A 16,009-nucleotide genomic window follows, 5' to 3' on the forward strand; every position below is an offset into this window, starting at 1 on the left:
CCTAAATGATGCGTTGCAGATTGGAAAATAAAACGTTCCGCTCCCTCGCGTTTCGATGTTCATACCAAGCTTTAGAGATTCATACTTATAGATAGAGAGCATTTCAGACCAGAGAGGGAAGAAAGGAAGTTATACATCATTCCGGTTATCCCCGGAAAAGGATAGCGGGACGAATATGGAGGGATTGGGATGGGGGAGCGGGAATGGAAACAGGCCCTTTTTGCTTACGTGAATCAATACAATCGCAGTGAAGTGAATGGTGTACCGCAGCCAGATGAGTATCTGGAGGTGGGGCAGCGGATGGAACGAGCAGCACGTGCGGCCAGATTGGAGCAGTGGTACAACGAACGGGACGCTGTTCCCCTACGCAGCGAGACACGCGCCAAGCCGCTACGAATGGTGCAGGATACCCCGGATGAGGCTGTGGTAGATGTACAACTGCATGTCCGACTCTTTTATGAGAAGGGCGGGATGACTCACCGGGAGGATCGGATTGAACGGGAGCGTCTGACGTTCACACGCGAGGGTGAAGCCTGGCAGGTAGCGAGAATTGAGCGCGATCCGGCAGAAAGGAAGCCAGCGGGGGGAGAGGTTCCTTTTGAACAGGCTTCGTTTAATCAAGGAGGAAATCTGCCGCTGCTGAATCGCGGTGTGCTGGGCTTCGGTTCATCAGCACGTCCCAGCCGATATCGCCGCGAAGAAGCAGCGGCCTATGCAGATCAGTGGTGGGATAGCTTCAATCCAGAGTTTGAAGGTTTTGATGTGGATTGCACCAATTATATCTCGCAATGCCTCTTTGCAGGGGGAGCACCGATCCACTATACTGGTAAAAGAGAATCGGGCTGGTGGTATAAAGGACGGGTTGCCGGACGTGAGCTGTGGAGCTACAGTTGGGCAGTTTCCAACAGTCTAGAGCGGTATTTGGGCTCCAGCTCATGGGGGTTGACCGCTGAGCAAGTGAGTCGCCCAGAGCAGCTCATGCTGGGGGACGTCATTTTTTACGATTGGGATGGTGACGGAACCTTCCAGCACAGCACGGTGGTCACGGCCTTTGATGCGGGCGGCATGCCGCTAGTCAATGCACATACGGTAAGCTCCAGACATCGTTATTGGGACTATAAAAATTCGTATGCGTGGACCGACAACACGGTATATCGCTTTTATCACATCGCCGACTATTTTTAAATGAGATGATGGATAACAGGTACAGTGATGCAAATCAGTCACATGACGAAAGCAGGAAAGCGGAGGATAGGCATGGCAAATCAAAAATTGACCGTAGGGCTGGTGTACGGTGGCAAATCGGGTGAACATGAGGTTTCGCTGCAAACGGCGTATGCGGTAATGAACGCTTTTAACTATGAGAAATACGAGATTATTCCTTTTTATATTACGAAGGCTGGCGATTGGCGTAGAGGGGCGCTATTAAGCGCTCCTCTGGCTTCTGTAGAGCAATTGAAGCTGGAACGCGCAGAGGGTGGCACCAAGGCGGCATTAGATACATTGTTCGGCAAGCTGTACGGAGAGCAGACGCTGGATGTGCTATTTCCGTTGCTGCACGGTACCTTTGGCGAGGACGGAACGATTCAGGGTCTGTTCGAAATGGCGGATATGCCTTATGTCGGTGCAGGAGTGCTGGCTTCGGCAGCAGGTATGGATAAAGGCGTCATGAAGAAGCTGTTTGAGCATGCAGGATTGCCGCAAGTGAAATACTGTTATTTTAATAGTACACAGTGGGCCCAAACCAGTCATGATCTGGTACGTAACATGGAAACCGAGCTAGGTTATCCTTGCTTTGTCAAACCAGCCAATCTGGGATCAAGTGTCGGTATTTCCAAAGCCAGCAACCGAGAAGAGCTGGAAAAGGCTGTAGATCTGGCTTTGCAATTTGACCTAAAGGTGATTGTCGAGGAGTACGTCGATGCCCGTGAGATTGAGGTCAGCGTACTGGGCAATGATGAGCCGATTGCCTCGGTACCGGGTGAAATTGTATCGGCGAGTGATTATTACGATTACGCTGCCAAATATACGGATGGCCAATCGGAAATGCTTATTCCGGCACCGTTGGATGAGGAAGTGGCAGATCGTATTCGTGAAGCCGCATTGCAAGCATTCCGCGCTCTAGAAGGCTGCGGGATTTCCCGTGCCGATTTCTTCGTCAGACGCTCGGACGGACATATCCTTATTAATGAAGTGAATACAATGCCTGGTTTTACACCGTTCAGTATGTATCCATTACTGTGGAGAGAAACAGGCGTATCCTATGCAAGTCTGCTGGACCGCATGATTGCCCTTGCACTGGAGCGTTATGAGCGCAGGTCGGCACTGCACTACGAGAACTCATAAACGAAACAAAGGGGAGCTGATCACTCTCCTTTTTGTTCATATAAATGGCATATCTTTGAGCACAACACTAAACCCTTAATCATGAAAGGTGGCGGCTACACATGGGCTTCCAAACTGAATTTAACTCAGTGTGCAAATTCAAGAGCGAACAAGAACTTTACGAACTCCTGGAATACGGACGTGGCAAAATGGTTAAATCCGGACTGCGTGTGTTTCCGACAGGCCAGAAGGTCATCGCATACAGCGTGGATAACGTGGCAGTAGCCATCGTGCAGATTGTGGGCTGTATCGCCGAAATTAATTTCCAGGGCGATGAAGTGACCGAAGTTGAAATGATTCTCATTCGTAAGCTGAATGAAGAGGAAGCGAGAATTCAGACCGCATTGGCGGATGAAATGTTTTTTGGAGCACAGCAGCAATCCTAGCTGTTTCCTTCTTGCAATTTGTGCGATAACACCGAATCAGCAGGTGCTTTTCCGGGTATGATCAGTAGAAAAGGGTTTTAGGTCACAGAACGAAAGCGGCCTTACCATCTACTGCGACTGCTGAAAGGAAGACACCCTATGATCGTAAGGTTCGGTTATGTAGCCATGTCGGTTACCGTGCAAAATGCATCCCCCTCTAAAACCATGACAATGAGCAGCTTTACCAAGATTGGAGACCGAGAAGCTGCGATCCGCAAGCTAGAACGGATAGCAGCCGAAAATCTCCATAATACTTTGAGGCTGCTGCGCCATAATCGCGCGAGTGATATCCAGGTCTATCGTTTCTCATCTAAGCTGATTCCGCTCGCGACCCATCAGGATCTGCGGGATTGGGACCCGTTTCAGGCGCTTGCTGCTGATTTTGCAGAGGTAGGGAACTATGTCAAGGCGAATAGGATGAGGGTATCGTTTCACCCTGACCATTTTACAGTGTTAAGCACTCCCCGTCCTGAGGTGTTGCAGAGCTCCATTAATGATCTGAAGTACCACAAAGCGATGCTGGAGGCCATGGGGCTCGGTGCCGAAGCCAAGAACAACATTCATATTGGTGGTGCATACGGAGATAAGGTGACCTCAGGTCAGCGTTTTGTAGAGCAGGTTAGTGCGCTGGATCTTTCGTTAAGAGAACGGTTAACGCTGGAAAATGATGATAAAACGTTCAATGCGGTGGAAACGCTGGAGGCTTGCAAATTGACGGGGTTGCCGATGGTTCTCGATATTCATCATCAATGGGTGAATAATGAGGGGGAAAAGCCGTGGGAGCTATGGCCGGGTATTTTGGATACTTGGAAAGGGGAGTTGGCCCAAGCCGGATCTTCTGCTGATTATCCATTGCCGCCCAAAATTCATGCGTCCAGTCCCAAAAGTGAAAAAGATCCCCGGGGCCATGCGGAGGGTGTTCTAGTGGAGCCGTTGCTTACCTTTTTGCGCAATATTGCCGGATATACGGATCGAATTGATGTCATGCTTGAAGCCAAGCTTAAGGATGAAGCGTTATTCGGATTGATGAATGAACTGCGCCTTCAGGAAGACAATGGGGTTAAAGTGCTGGATGGGGCTTCCGTAGAAATTATGCCTTAGAAAGTGGCATTTCGCGGATAAAGCTCCCATTTAGAGAAACTTTATGCAGTTTATTGTGTATACTAGAATGTGTAAACTAGCAAACTTGTAATGAAACAGAGATGGTTAAGAGACTGTGCTGTAGGGCAGCTTCGTAAACCACGTAACAATGATATAGAAAGTAGAGTGAACACGTTGAACGAACATGAAAACGAAAAGGTTCCCTATATCGTATCAGGAAAAAGCTATACTGCCGTGGCTATTAACGCGGCATCCAAAGCCGGGGAATGGATTAAGAGCAGACTGGGAACTGTTGAACATTTGAATACTAAACAGTCTCCTACGGATCTGGTGACCGAGGTAGATAAAGGTGCAGAGCAGATGATTCGCAGACTGATTCTGACCCATTTTCCCGATCATGCTATTTTGGGTGAAGAGAGTGTAGAGCCGGGAGCCGAAGCTTCGGCCCGCGCATTAGAGGCTGCCCGTGAAGAGGAATATTTATGGATTATTGATCCGGTAGATGGCACTACCAATTTTGTACACAGTCTGCCGTATTACAGTGTGTCTATTGCCTTGGCCCATCGTGGCGAGGTGATTGTCGGGGTCATTTATGATCCGTCCCGTGATGAAATGTTTGTAGCGGAAAAAGGAAAAGGCGCGTATGTGCATGGCAATCGCATGCAAGCATCGAGAGAAGAAACACTGGGAGATAGTCTGGTCTGCATCGGCTTCCCACCGGACCGTACGTATGCACAACCGCTAAATATGAAAATTACGCAGGTTCTTACACCTCAAGTACGTGGCATTCGGGCGCTGGGATCGGCAGCATTGCATCTGGCTTATGTAGCGTCAGGACGGCTGTCGGCTTATTGCGAAATTGGTTTGAATGCGTGGGATGTAGCAGCGGGCGCTTTGCTGGTACAGGAATCAGGCGGTACCATCACCGATACATTGGGCAGACCTTATGACCTGAGTGTACGGCATATTGCAGCTACGAATACAGCTATTCATTCTCAACTTATTCAAGTGCTGAAAGAAGCAGACGCAACCGGGTTATAATTCTACGTAGACCATCATCCTGAAGGAGGAAATCGCGATGAGCCAATCCGAAGAATTGGAACGCCAGCTCAGTGAACTGCTGACGGAAGGCGAAATTCGTGAGAATGAGGCCAAAAAGCGGGAACGGCTCAGCCCTAAATATGAGGTGCGGGTTCAGACTCATATCGATCCCATTGTTGAGGAGACGCGTAAATACCGGAGTATGGCACGTGAACTTGATGACCGATACGACGAATATATGAGCAAGGCGGACAAATCGAAACCAACCGATCAACGCTAAGCAAATACAAATACCTCTTGCCGAATGACCAAGGCATGGGGTATTTTGTATGTTATAAAGGAGGCGACATTCACTGATTACCTACTTTAAAAGCGCTTACAAAAATGCTGGAATCCATCATAAAATGGTACTACTGATTACGGTGCTTATGCTGGTTAATTTTGCAGTAGTTGCAGTCATACTTAAGTACGTATTTCATATTTATGATAATCAAATGTACAAAAAAACATCCGAAGTACTCAATATTTCTTCAATCGGTATAGAAAATGAGTTGAAGGATGTGGAAAAAGTTACTTTCAAGGTAACAACGGACGAGCAGCTTCAACGTTATTTGCTGCAATTGGAAAAGGAAACGTCACCTTATGCCAAAATGGTGCTGCGTAAAAAAATAACGAATAGGCTCGTCGCCTTTGCCGGCTCTGAGACCTATGTCTATTCTATGATAGTGATCGATAAAGAGGGACAGGTCATGAGTGCGGGCAACCGCGAAGGTATTCCCCAAGAACTTCGATCCACCCTGTCGGAGCTGGCAGACGAACATGACGGTTCCAATGCATGGTATGCGGCAGGCCATTCCTCCTTGCTGGCAGCTCGGCAGTTCAAATCCTTTACCGATTCCAATTTTACGCTGAATGGGCTCGGAACGCTTGCGATTCGTGTGCGAATTGACCGGATTGTAGCGGACCGCGTGCAAACCTCCGGCCGTGACGGACAACTGATGATTACAGATGGAAGGCGGATGATTTATCCCGAAACACCACTATTGAGTGAGAGTGATATTCAGGCCGAGCTTGGTCGGAAGCAGCCTTACGGGATTGCGACCTACTCAGGAGGAACCTTTTTCGCTGCTCAAATCAAATCCTCTTATACGGGTTGGACGTATTTGCATATGACCCCCTTCGATGATATGTTTCGCAGCATTACGATCATTAAAGAAGTTGTAAGCGCTATTTTTGTCATTATGCTTCTTATTGCATTGGCACTGGGAGCTAGGTTGTCAGGCAGCATTACCAAACCGATCGTTCAATTAATCCAGAACATGCGTAAAATAGAAAAAGGCGATCTCGACCGTTTGGAGGAAGAAGCACTTGGCGCGGTCCCCCTTTCCACACAGGACGAGGTAGGCTTGCTACATCGGACATATAAGAAAATGATTCGCCGCATTCGTGAGCTCATTAATGAAAATGTTGCCAAGCAGCTATTACTGAGGGAAACAGAGCTAAAGGCACTACAAGCACAGATTAATCCACATTTTTTATACAACACGCTGGAATCCGTGAACTGGCTCGCCAAGGCCAACAAGCAGGATCGGATTTCAGAGATGGTGGAAGCACTTGCTTTTCTATTGCGTAGTGCGGTCAGTTTTGAAGAGCAACTGATTCCGCTTCGAAAAGAACTGGATATTGTAAGGAGCTACGTAACGATCCAAACAACACGTTTTGATGAGCGTCTCGTTTTCCATCTGGATGTCCCGGAAGAACTGATGGATGCGCAAATTCCGAAGCTAACGCTTCAGCCTTTGGTGGAGAATGCCATCCATTATGCGTTGGAGCCGCGAATTGAACCCTGTCGGATTGCTATTATTGCGAGAGAAAGCGAGGGGGCTCTATTTCTGCGAGTTGAAGATGACGGACCGGGAATGACGCCGGATTTCTTGGAAAAACTGCGGAGCGGGCAGGTCACGACCCGTGGGCAGGGCATTGGACTTACGAATATTCAAGAACGGATTAACCTGACATTTGGTACACCTTGGGGGATAGAGCTGCATAGCGAGTCAGGAACAGGAACGTCGATTCATGTCTGTATTCCATATGTGAAAGGGGATCAGGGTCGTGTACAAGGTGCTACTGGTTGATGATGAGCGTATGATTTTGGAAGGCATATCGCAGGTGGTTGATTGGGGTAAAGCGGGAACGAGATTGGTGGGTACGGCACGTAACGGGATTGAGGCTTATGATCAGATTCAGGCCAGCCCGCCTGACTTTGTGATTAGCGACATCTCTATGCCTGGACTAGACGGTATCGGACTGGTTGCCAAAACGACGGAGCACTTTCCAGACGTTCGTTTCATTCTGTTGTCTGGTTACAAAGATTTCGACTATGCCTGTCGGGCCATGCAATACGGGGTGAAGCACTACTTGTTGAAGCCATGCAATGAGCGGCAAATTCATGAGGCTCTGACCGAGTTGGGGCAGGAGCGGGAGGAGCAGGAAGAACGCAAGCAGTTTGTAAACCGGATGAAGCTAGATTTTCAGCGTATGCTGCCTCATGTGAAGGAACACTTTTTGAAGGAGTTTATTTCCTATAAAACTTACGGTAGCCGCGATATCGCATTTTATGAGCGGTTATTCGGACTTGAATTGCAAGATAAGCAGGTTCGAATGCTACTGCTGCGGGTGGAGGAATCACATGAGCCGGAGCATTTGTTTGCATTGCAAAATATAGCGGCAGATTTGATGGATGATGTCTTGCTCAGTACGACCATGCAGGGGCAATTGCTCATCGTGCTGGAAAGTGAGGATGACACGTCACGGTTTATGAAACAGATTGAAGCGGTACGTGCGACATTTCATCGCTTTTACAAGCTGGAGGTAACGGTCGCAGTTAGTGAGTCGGATAGTATGCAGCATTCACGGGGGATGTATCGGGAGACACTGCATTGTATGAATCACCGGTTTTACACCGGGGAAGGCAGTCTGATTACGAAGGAGGATTTAGCGGCTGAGGATACCCGGGAGATGGCAGATTTGGAGCTGGACGAGGAGAAGTTCGGTCTGCTGATCAAGGCTGGAAATACGGTGGAGGTTGCACAGGAAGTGGATCGGTTGTTCGGTATTCTGTCCCGTATGAAGCTGGAAATTTCCGTGACCCGCTCCTATGTGCTTCAGCTCTATGCCGCTATGATCCGTATATGCCCCGAAGAAGAGCGTGCGGCGTTTACGAGCCGAATGGTGGTGCTGGCAGAGCAAAAAACGCTGGCATGTCTCAAATCTTTTGTACAGGAAGCTGCCGAACGAATGACCGCAATCTATTATAAAAGTAATGTGTATCGCCAATCTTCCACCGTTGATAAAATGATCACTATTATTGAGCAAAACTACAGAAAATCCGATTTGTCGCTGAACGGAGTGGCAGGTCAAATGCTGTATATGAATTCCGACTACTTAGGGAAGATATTCAAAAAGGTGACGGGCGAAAACTTCTCACACTACGTCAATCGTTATCGGATCGAACGTGCGGCTGAGCATATTCGGGAGACAGGAGACGTGAAGGTGTTTGAGCTGGCGGAATGGTTCGGCTTCGGTGGGAACGCACAATATTTTAGCCAGGTGTTCAAAAAGTGGGCGGGTATGACGCCTTCCGAGTACATTAAATCACATGAACGGGGATGAGCGTATGGAGTCCCACTGTTTTTTAAACCCAGGAAACCTGATTTGTGTATTCCAATGTTTCTCGGCTTTTGGGAAAATAACAACAGGAGCTAATGTAAACGCTATCAAAATTGCGAAAGTGCGTTGTCACTCGTAATTTGGCTCCTTTCTAGAACAGCGAAAAGGGGAGAGATAGGTGGGCAAAAAGGGATGGTTTCTGATCATAGCTATGCTGCTCGTTTTGACGACGGCATGTAGCGGAGCGGGCGGCGGCAATTCGGGCACAAGTGCAGACGGGAAAGTAAAGTTACGTATCGCTTGGTGGGGATCGGATACGCGTCATGAATACACGCAAAAGGTCGTTGATTTGTATAAGCAGAAAAATCCAAATGTAACGATTGATGTGGAATATGCCTCTTTCGATGACTATTGGAAAAAACTCGCTCCGCAGGCTGCGGCTAATCAGTTGCCGGATATCGTGCAAATGGACATTTCGTACATTAGCCAATATGCAAAAAATGGTCAACTGGAGGATCTCGCGCCCTACTTGAATCAAAAAATTCAGGTTGCTGATGTGACCGAAAATGTACTCAAAAGCGGCGTAATTGCTGGAAAGCAATATGGTATCCCAACCGGTGTTAATGTTCTGGGTTTCCAGTATGACCCGGCGTTGCTCAAAAAAGCGGGTATAGACAAAATTCCTGACAACTGGACATGGGATCAATACAAAGAAATGGCTTTAAAGGCTGGTTCCAATAAAGTATACTTTGACAGCTCGATGGCTGCCGATATTTTCTTCCACTACTATTTGCGTACTCAAGGAAAGACTCTCTACAATGCGGAAGGAACAGGATTGGGGTATGACGACGATAAGCTGTTTGTTGACTTCTTCAGCGGATTGGCTGATCTGATTAAGAAGGGAGCGACCCCGCCTCCTGAAATCATGAACCAGACTAAGGGGATTCTTGAGGAATCCGATATCGTAAAAGGAACAGGCATCGGTATTTGGCAGTGGTCCAATCAGTATGTGGGCTTACAGCAGGTCGTTAACCGCCCAATGGCACTGGCTCCGATGTTTGGGCCGAATATGGAAAAAGGCGTATATATGCAGCCTACGATGTACTGGACGGTTGCTTCCCGTTCACAGGTGAAGGATGAAGCCGCTAAGTTTATTGATTTCTGGATGAACGATGTAGAAGCGAATAAATTGATTAAAGGCGAACGGGGCGTGCCGATTTCCGCCAAAATCAAGGAAGCTGTTGCACCAGAGTTGAGCGAGCCTACGAAGCAGGTGTTTGAATTTGTAGCTTCCATGGAGCCGAAGGCTTCTCCAATGAGCCCGCCGCCACCAGTCGGATCGCCGGAAGTGATTGCGACTCTGACCGATTATATTGAGCAGGTCAATTTCGGACAGATGACGGCTGAAGACGCAGCGACCAAATTCCGGGCTGATGCGAATACCATCCTTGCGAATAACAAGCAATAATAAGCGTAATGAGACCTTTAGGATATCTGACAACGTTTTAGCATAAGAATCGATAGGATCGAAGGAACATTTCGTTAAGTTAACCGTGCGTAGTCCAAAGCATGATTGCGCACGGTTGATTCGACGAAGCAACTGCATAAGCACCCTTTGCAGACATCACGATATTATTCTCATAACAACGAATTATTGACATCATAAAGTTTTACTAATTCTTTAAATGCAACAGAAGGGAGGCTTGATGAGCTTGCGAAATCATCAGAGCTTGAAAGCCAATATGACCGGATATGCGTTTATCAGCCCTTTTATTGTGGGCTTTCTGGCGTTTACGTTAATTCCAATGTTTATTTCGCTGTATCTGTCCTTTACCACCTACAACCTGTTCACCCCGCCCAAATGGATTGGTCTGGGTAACTTCGAAAAGATGTTCACAGGCGACCCGAAATACTGGAATTCGATCAGGGTCACGTTTACGTATGTATTGGTCGGTGTACCGTTGCGACTGATTTTCGCGCTGTTTGTGGCTATGATTTTGAATACCAAATCGCGCATGGTCGGCACCTATCGGACGATGTACTATCTGCCATCCATTATCGGAGGTAGCGTTGCGGTATCGATTATGTGGCGGAACATTTTCAGTAATAACGGCATAGTGAACAGCCTGCTTTCGACTCTAGGGGCGACCCCGGTGAAATGGTTTGGTGATCCGGATGCTTCGCTTACGATGCTGATCACCCTGTCCGTATGGCAATTTGGCTCCTCTATGCTGATTTTTCTGGCAGGTTTGAAGAACATTCCTGTTGAATTGTACGAGGCGTCCAGTGTAGATGGCGCTAAGCCAGTACGAAAATTTTTCAGTATTACGCTGCCGTTGCTTAGCCCCATTATTCTATTTAATCTGATTATGCAGACGATCAGCGCCTTTATGACCTTCGTCCCGGCTTATGTTATTTCTAAGGGCGAAGGAGGCCCGATGGATGGAACGATGCTGCATTCACTGTATCTGTTCCGGCAGGCGTTTATGTTCAGCAACATGGGATATGCGGCAGCCATGGCTTGGGTCATGCTCATTATGATTGGGATACTGACAGCGATTTTATTTATAACCTCCAGATACTGGGTATTTTATGAAACGGAAAAGGGGCGCTGATACTGATGGCATGGAAAACGGTCAAATGGCCAATTTATCACATACTGGTTGCTGCACTGGCGCTCCTGATGCTGTATCCCGTTTTTTGGATGCTGTTCAGCTCGTTTAAAGAAAGTCGGACGATATTCGTCACGGCATCCTCGCTTTTCCCTACAGAATGGATCTGGCAAAACTATGTAACAGGCTGGAAAGGGACGACTGGCTACAACTTTGGCACGTACATTCTGAACTCGCTCACGATCGTGGTGATTTCAACGATTGGAGCTGTGCTTTCCTCCTCATTGATCGCATTTGGCTTCGCACGCTTGAAATTCAAAGGGCGTAACTTGTGGTTTGCTTTGATGATGGTGACGCTTATGCTACCAGGAGATGTGGTACTGGTACCGCAATATATTATTTTCACCAAGCTCGGTTGGATCAATACGATCTTACCGTTGGTGGTACCCTCCTTTTTCGGGATGCCGTTCTTCATCTTTCTGATGGTGCAGTTTATACGGACGATTCCAGCAGAGCTGGATGAGGCGGCGACGATTGACGGATGCGGCAAGTTCCGGCTGTATTTCAGAATTATTTTACCCTTACTTAAATCGTCGTTGGCTACAGCGGCAATCTTCTCTTTCTACTGGAAGTGGGAGGATTTGCTTGGTCCGGTACTGTATCTGAATTCGCCAGAGAAATATACCGTATCTATTGCACTCAAGATGTTCCTCGACAGCGAGTCGGCTTCCAACTGGGGAGGAATGTTCGCGATGTCTATCCTAAGCCTGCTTCCAGTTATCGCTGTATTCTTCGCATTCCAGAAGCAAATTGTAGAAGGAATGAGTACGAGTGGTTTGAAGGGGTAAGATCCAAAATCCATAGCGTGAGGATATGAAGCTTACGTGTGGAAATGGAAGGCATCCGGGATTGTACGATTGAATGGACGGGATTTGAGGGCGATGGCTGAGAGGTGAGTAAATTGTGGAAGTTTGATTTTGGTCCGGGGGAGCCTGCGGATGGCTACAAGGGAGTGTCTCCGGATTGCTTATATACAACTGAACAGGGCTATGGCTTTGAGACTACGGAGCATGTGTACGGTCGGAAAAGGCAGAGTGCAGCCAAGGATGCACGCACGCGGCTGCGAAGCAGCTTTTGTATTCCACTAAACGCTGCATTTGTTGTAGATGTGCCAGACGGGCTGTATCTTGTCACTATACTGGTTGGCGATTCGCAGGCGGAAACGCTCACGCGACTCAAGGCTGGTGAAGGCAAGCACATGCTTCCCCCAGTGCACACGCTGCCGGGCCAGTTCACCGAAGCCCTGTTTGCGGTGCCTGTCCGGGGTGGCAAACTGCGCCTCACCGTGTCAGGCACCGCGCCACGGCTCAATGCGCTGGAGATTGCGCCAGCGCCACAGACCCTCCGGCTATTCCTAGCCGGAGATTCCACGGTTACGGATCAGGACGCATCCGGCTATCCGTATACAGGCTGGGGTCAGGCTTTGCCCGCCTTGTTCAAGCATGATGTCTGCGTGGATAATCATGCCGTATCGGGGCGAAGCTCCAAAAGCTTCATGGACGAAGGACGGCTGGGTGTCATTTTGGGCGAAATAAAGGCAGGAGATTTCCTGTTCATCCAGTTCGGTCATAATGATCAGAAGCCTGATCCGGAGCGGGCTACAGAGCCTTTTACAACCTACAAGGAGCATCTTCGCCTCTATATCGACGGCGCAAGAAGCCATGGGGCAACCCCGGTACTGGTCACGCCCGTACATCGTCGCTATTTTAGCGAGGATGGTACGCTATCTGACACACATGGTGACTATGTAACAGCGGTTCGTGAGCTGGCGGAAGAAGCGAATGTACCGCTGATTGATTTGTCTGCCCGCACGCAGGAGTTATATGAGCAGCTGGGTCCCGAAGAGAGTAAAGAGCTTTTTATGTGGTTGCTGCCTGGTGAATACATGAACTTTTCCGGCGGCTTAGAGGATAACACGCATTTTCATGAGAATGGCGCGGTTCGTATTGCAGACATGGTGGTGGATGCTGTGAAGGAACTGGATTTGCAACCGCTGCGCATGTATTTACGTTGAAGGACGACCTTTTCATGTACGGGCGTCAAGGAGGTAACTCACGTGAAACTTACCAAAGGGGGAGACGTGGAAATGCCTGCATTGATTTTTGATGAAGAACAAGTTAAGCAGGTGATCGACCGGGTAGTAGAACGCACCTTTCAAATGCACTACAGCTGGGATTGGCCGGGCGGAGTAGCCTTTTACGGAGTATGCGAAGCGTATGAAGCGACAGGGAACGAAAAGTATCTGACCAAGCTAAAAGAATGGGTAGACGAAAATATCGAGGATGGGCTTCCGTCTCTCTCGGTGAACGGCGTTTCTGTCGGGCACTGTTTGTTGACGCTTTATCAGGCCACAGGTGAGCAAAAATACCTTGATATTGCCATCGAGATGGCAGAATTTTTGGCCAAAAAAGCGGAGCGGTTTGCCGACGGCATTTTCCAGCATACGGTGAATTCACTTCATGATGTATTTCCGCAGCAAGCATGGGTGGATACGATGTTTATGGCCGGTTATTATTTGCTGCGCATTGGTCATCTGTTAGGCAACAAGGAGTATTGGGAGGATGGAATTCGTCAATATCACGGGCATGAAGAATTTTTGCAGGACCCGGATACGAATCTGTATTATCACGGATGGGATCATGCGAATCAAAGCCGGATGTCAGGAATATATTGGGCGCGCGGCAATTCATGGACAGCCCTCACGATGGCAAAAGCGCTGAAACTTGTGGAGGTGCAGCATCCATCTTATATGATCATCGACGGCTCGCTGCGTGACCAGCTCAATGCACTGGTGCGGCTGCAATCCCCAGAAGGGCTGTGGCATACGGTGCTGAACGATGATACCTCTTATCTGGAAACCTCGGGCTCGGCAGGAATTGCGACCGCCTTGCTTATGCAAGGAAGATTGTTTAACAAATACACCCAAAAGGCGATCGAAGGTATTCTTTCCCGCATTAAGGACGACGGCACAGTAACGGGTGTATCCGCGGGAACTGCTGTGATGAACGATATTGACGGCTATCGAAACGTTCCATATAAACGCATTCAGGGATGGGGTCAGGGATTGGCGCTTGCTTTTCTGGCCCAACTGTTGCGTACCAAGGAGAATCCGTACGGCTAGAAGAAGGGACATAGGGAAACGAAAGTATTCATAGGTCAAAGGAGGCCGATAGCATGGGAGATACTGAACTTTCTCAGGAGCTTTCTCATGAAAAAGTAGCTAATCAGCCGCGAGGCAGCCTATTCTGGGTCATCCCCGATGGGTATATTCCACCGGAAAGCCGGGGTGAGCTGCTCAGTCATGAGAGTATATGCGTGCTGAATTGTGGGAGCCGTGTGGCAAATCTGAGTATAGACATCTATTTTGAAGACCGCGAGCCATTGGAGGGATTGATCGAGGTGGTGGAAGGAAGACGAACCCGTCATATCCGAACAGCCTCGTTGGAGAAATCCGGCGAGCAGATTCCGGTAGGTATTCCTTACGCAATTACGGTCACTAGCGATGTGCCCATAATCGTACAATATAGCAGATTGGACACGACACAGCCGGAATTGGCGTTAATGAGTGTCATGGCGTACCCTATCTAATGCGACGAAGACTAAGAAATGAAAAAAGAAATCTCTCCGCTGGAATTGCGCAGCCTGGAGATTTCTTTTTTTGCAGGCAAATGAGTGTCTATTTTTAGCCCGTTTTTTGTGATTTTGCCGAAGTTGTTTTGATTGGCGTGAAGTTTTTTCGTCCTCCGAAATTGGTACCCAACACGCCGATAATGATCATCACAGCCCCAATAATGTGATAGTAGGCGAGCTGCTCCTTCAAAATGTAAGCACCGGCAATCATGGAAATGAGGGTGGATAAATTGCCGATCACACTCATTTTGGAGGCTTCGATCCACTTCAAGGCAAAGCTCGATAACAGCGAGGTGACGAGGGTAGACAGAATGCCTAGATAAATCAGTGCCATCCAATAACCAGGCTTCACCAGTGGAGCGGTATAGGCGCTCATGGAGCCGTCTATGGCATGATATCCCAGTGCCACCACGTTAAAAACGATACATCCCAAAATAGAGGTAACGTAGGTCAATTCCATTGGGTTGTACTTTTGTGTTAATGGTCGTGCCAGTACGTTATAGCCGGATAGGCATATCGCAGAGAGCACGAGCAGAAGAATACCCCCATAGCTATTGGATGCTAGCGGTGCTCCGCTTTTCATCACAAATATAAAAACCACGCCAAAGACAGAGAGCAGTAAGGAAATCTTCTGGACTACCGTTGTACGCTCTTTAATAAAATAGGAAGCTAACAGCAGCGTAAAGATGGGAACGGTTGCTTGGATAATTCCACCTTCCGATGAAGAAGTGCTCATCAGCCCGAAGGCTTGCAGTGGAAAATACACTAATGGCGAGAGCAGCGCCAGTGGTAAAATGCGCAGAATGTCACGCATCTTGATGTTGATCTTGATCCAACCGAGCAACACGGGAATGGTCAAAGCGATAAAAGACAGCGCAAAGCGGTGGGCGATCACATCCAGCGGGCTCGCCTCTGTGACTGTCAATTTTACAAATAAAAATGAAAATCCAAGTATAGCTGCATAGCTGAGAGCTGCCAGATAGGCGGCTCCATTTCTAGAACGACTGTTCATAATAAACCTCCGTAATAATGACCTTAACCTGTGGTTCTCTCAATATACCCGGATGGCATAACCTGATACAATCC

At 48.3% G+C, this 16,009-nt stretch carries 15 protein-coding genes; 14 read left to right on the forward strand and 1 reads right to left on the reverse strand.

From position 1 onward, the window contains the following. The first annotated feature begins 189 nt into the window (after positions 1-189). From ACUUJN_RS03750 to ACUUJN_RS03815, 14 genes are all read left to right on the forward strand, one after another. Positions 190-1,185 carry an amidase domain-containing protein gene (locus tag ACUUJN_RS03750; RefSeq protein ID WP_023987006.1) on the forward strand — a complete coding sequence of 332 codons (996 nt, stop codon included), beginning with the start codon at positions 190-192 and terminating at the stop codon, positions 1,183-1,185. 72 nt (positions 1,186-1,257) lie between these two features. Continuing rightward, positions 1,258-2,346 (forward strand): D-alanine--D-alanine ligase, encoded by a 1,089-nt coding sequence (locus tag ACUUJN_RS03755; RefSeq protein WP_068939418.1) that lies wholly within the window; start codon positions 1,258-1,260, stop codon positions 2,344-2,346. A gap of 101 nt (positions 2,347-2,447) precedes the next feature. Beyond that, positions 2,448-2,771 carry a hypothetical protein gene (locus ACUUJN_RS03760; protein ID WP_023987008.1) on the forward strand — a complete coding sequence of 108 codons (324 nt, stop codon included), beginning with the start codon at positions 2,448-2,450 and terminating at the stop codon, positions 2,769-2,771. Positions 2,772-2,909: 138 nt separating this feature from the next. Beyond that, a complete protein-coding gene (gene uvsE / locus ACUUJN_RS03765; protein ID WP_254349235.1) occupies positions 2,910-3,911 on the forward strand; it encodes a UV DNA damage repair endonuclease UvsE in 1,002 nt (333 codons plus the stop codon). 174 nt (positions 3,912-4,085) lie between these two features. Beyond that, entirely contained in the window at positions 4,086-4,952 is an 867-nt protein-coding gene (locus ACUUJN_RS03770) for an inositol monophosphatase family protein (RefSeq protein ID WP_023987010.1), read from the forward strand. Positions 4,953-4,989: 37 nt separating this feature from the next. After that, positions 4,990-5,232, forward strand: coding sequence for a hypothetical protein (locus tag ACUUJN_RS03775; protein ID WP_076293115.1), 243 nt, complete (start codon positions 4,990-4,992; stop codon positions 5,230-5,232). Between the two features lie 124 nt (positions 5,233-5,356). Then, on the forward strand, positions 5,357-7,087 hold the full coding sequence (locus ACUUJN_RS03780) for a sensor histidine kinase (protein ID WP_023987012.1): 1,731 nt from the start codon (positions 5,357-5,359) through the stop codon (positions 7,085-7,087). Beyond that, a complete protein-coding gene (locus ACUUJN_RS03785) occupies positions 7,065-8,624 on the forward strand; it encodes a response regulator transcription factor (RefSeq protein WP_023987013.1) in 1,560 nt (519 codons plus the stop codon). Before ACUUJN_RS03780 ends, ACUUJN_RS03785 begins: the two co-directional genes overlap by 23 nt. Before the next feature lie 175 nt (positions 8,625-8,799). Next, entirely contained in the window at positions 8,800-10,089 is a 1,290-nt protein-coding gene (locus ACUUJN_RS03790) for an ABC transporter substrate-binding protein (RefSeq protein WP_484669275.1), read from the forward strand. A gap of 238 nt (positions 10,090-10,327) precedes the next feature. Next, positions 10,328-11,236 (forward strand): carbohydrate ABC transporter permease, encoded by a 909-nt coding sequence (locus tag ACUUJN_RS03795; protein ID WP_023987015.1) that lies wholly within the window; start codon positions 10,328-10,330, stop codon positions 11,234-11,236. Between the two features lie 5 nt (positions 11,237-11,241). Further along, positions 11,242-12,081: a carbohydrate ABC transporter permease gene (locus tag ACUUJN_RS03800; RefSeq protein WP_023987016.1), complete on the forward strand. Its 840-nt coding sequence runs from the start codon at positions 11,242-11,244 to the stop codon at positions 12,079-12,081. 113 nt (positions 12,082-12,194) lie between these two features. After that, positions 12,195-13,307 (forward strand): rhamnogalacturonan acetylesterase, encoded by a 1,113-nt coding sequence (locus ACUUJN_RS03805; RefSeq protein ID WP_340859404.1) that lies wholly within the window; start codon positions 12,195-12,197, stop codon positions 13,305-13,307. Between the two features lie 72 nt (positions 13,308-13,379). Further along, on the forward strand, positions 13,380-14,414 hold the full coding sequence (locus ACUUJN_RS03810; protein ID WP_484669732.1) for a glycoside hydrolase family 88/105 protein: 1,035 nt from the start codon (positions 13,380-13,382) through the stop codon (positions 14,412-14,414). Between the two features lie 53 nt (positions 14,415-14,467). Continuing rightward, positions 14,468-14,881, forward strand: coding sequence for a sensory rhodopsin transducer (locus tag ACUUJN_RS03815; RefSeq protein WP_023987019.1), 414 nt, complete (start codon positions 14,468-14,470; stop codon positions 14,879-14,881). A 94-nt stretch (positions 14,882-14,975) separates the two neighbouring features. Here ACUUJN_RS03815 and ACUUJN_RS03820 read toward each other — a convergent pair whose 3' ends face one another. After that, positions 14,976-15,935 (reverse strand): DMT family transporter, encoded by a 960-nt coding sequence (locus ACUUJN_RS03820; protein WP_071559300.1) that lies wholly within the window; start codon positions 15,933-15,935, stop codon positions 14,976-14,978. Positions 15,936-16,009: the final 74 nt, after the last annotated feature.

This window comes from Paenibacillus sp. LRG-1, from assembly GCF_057220305.1.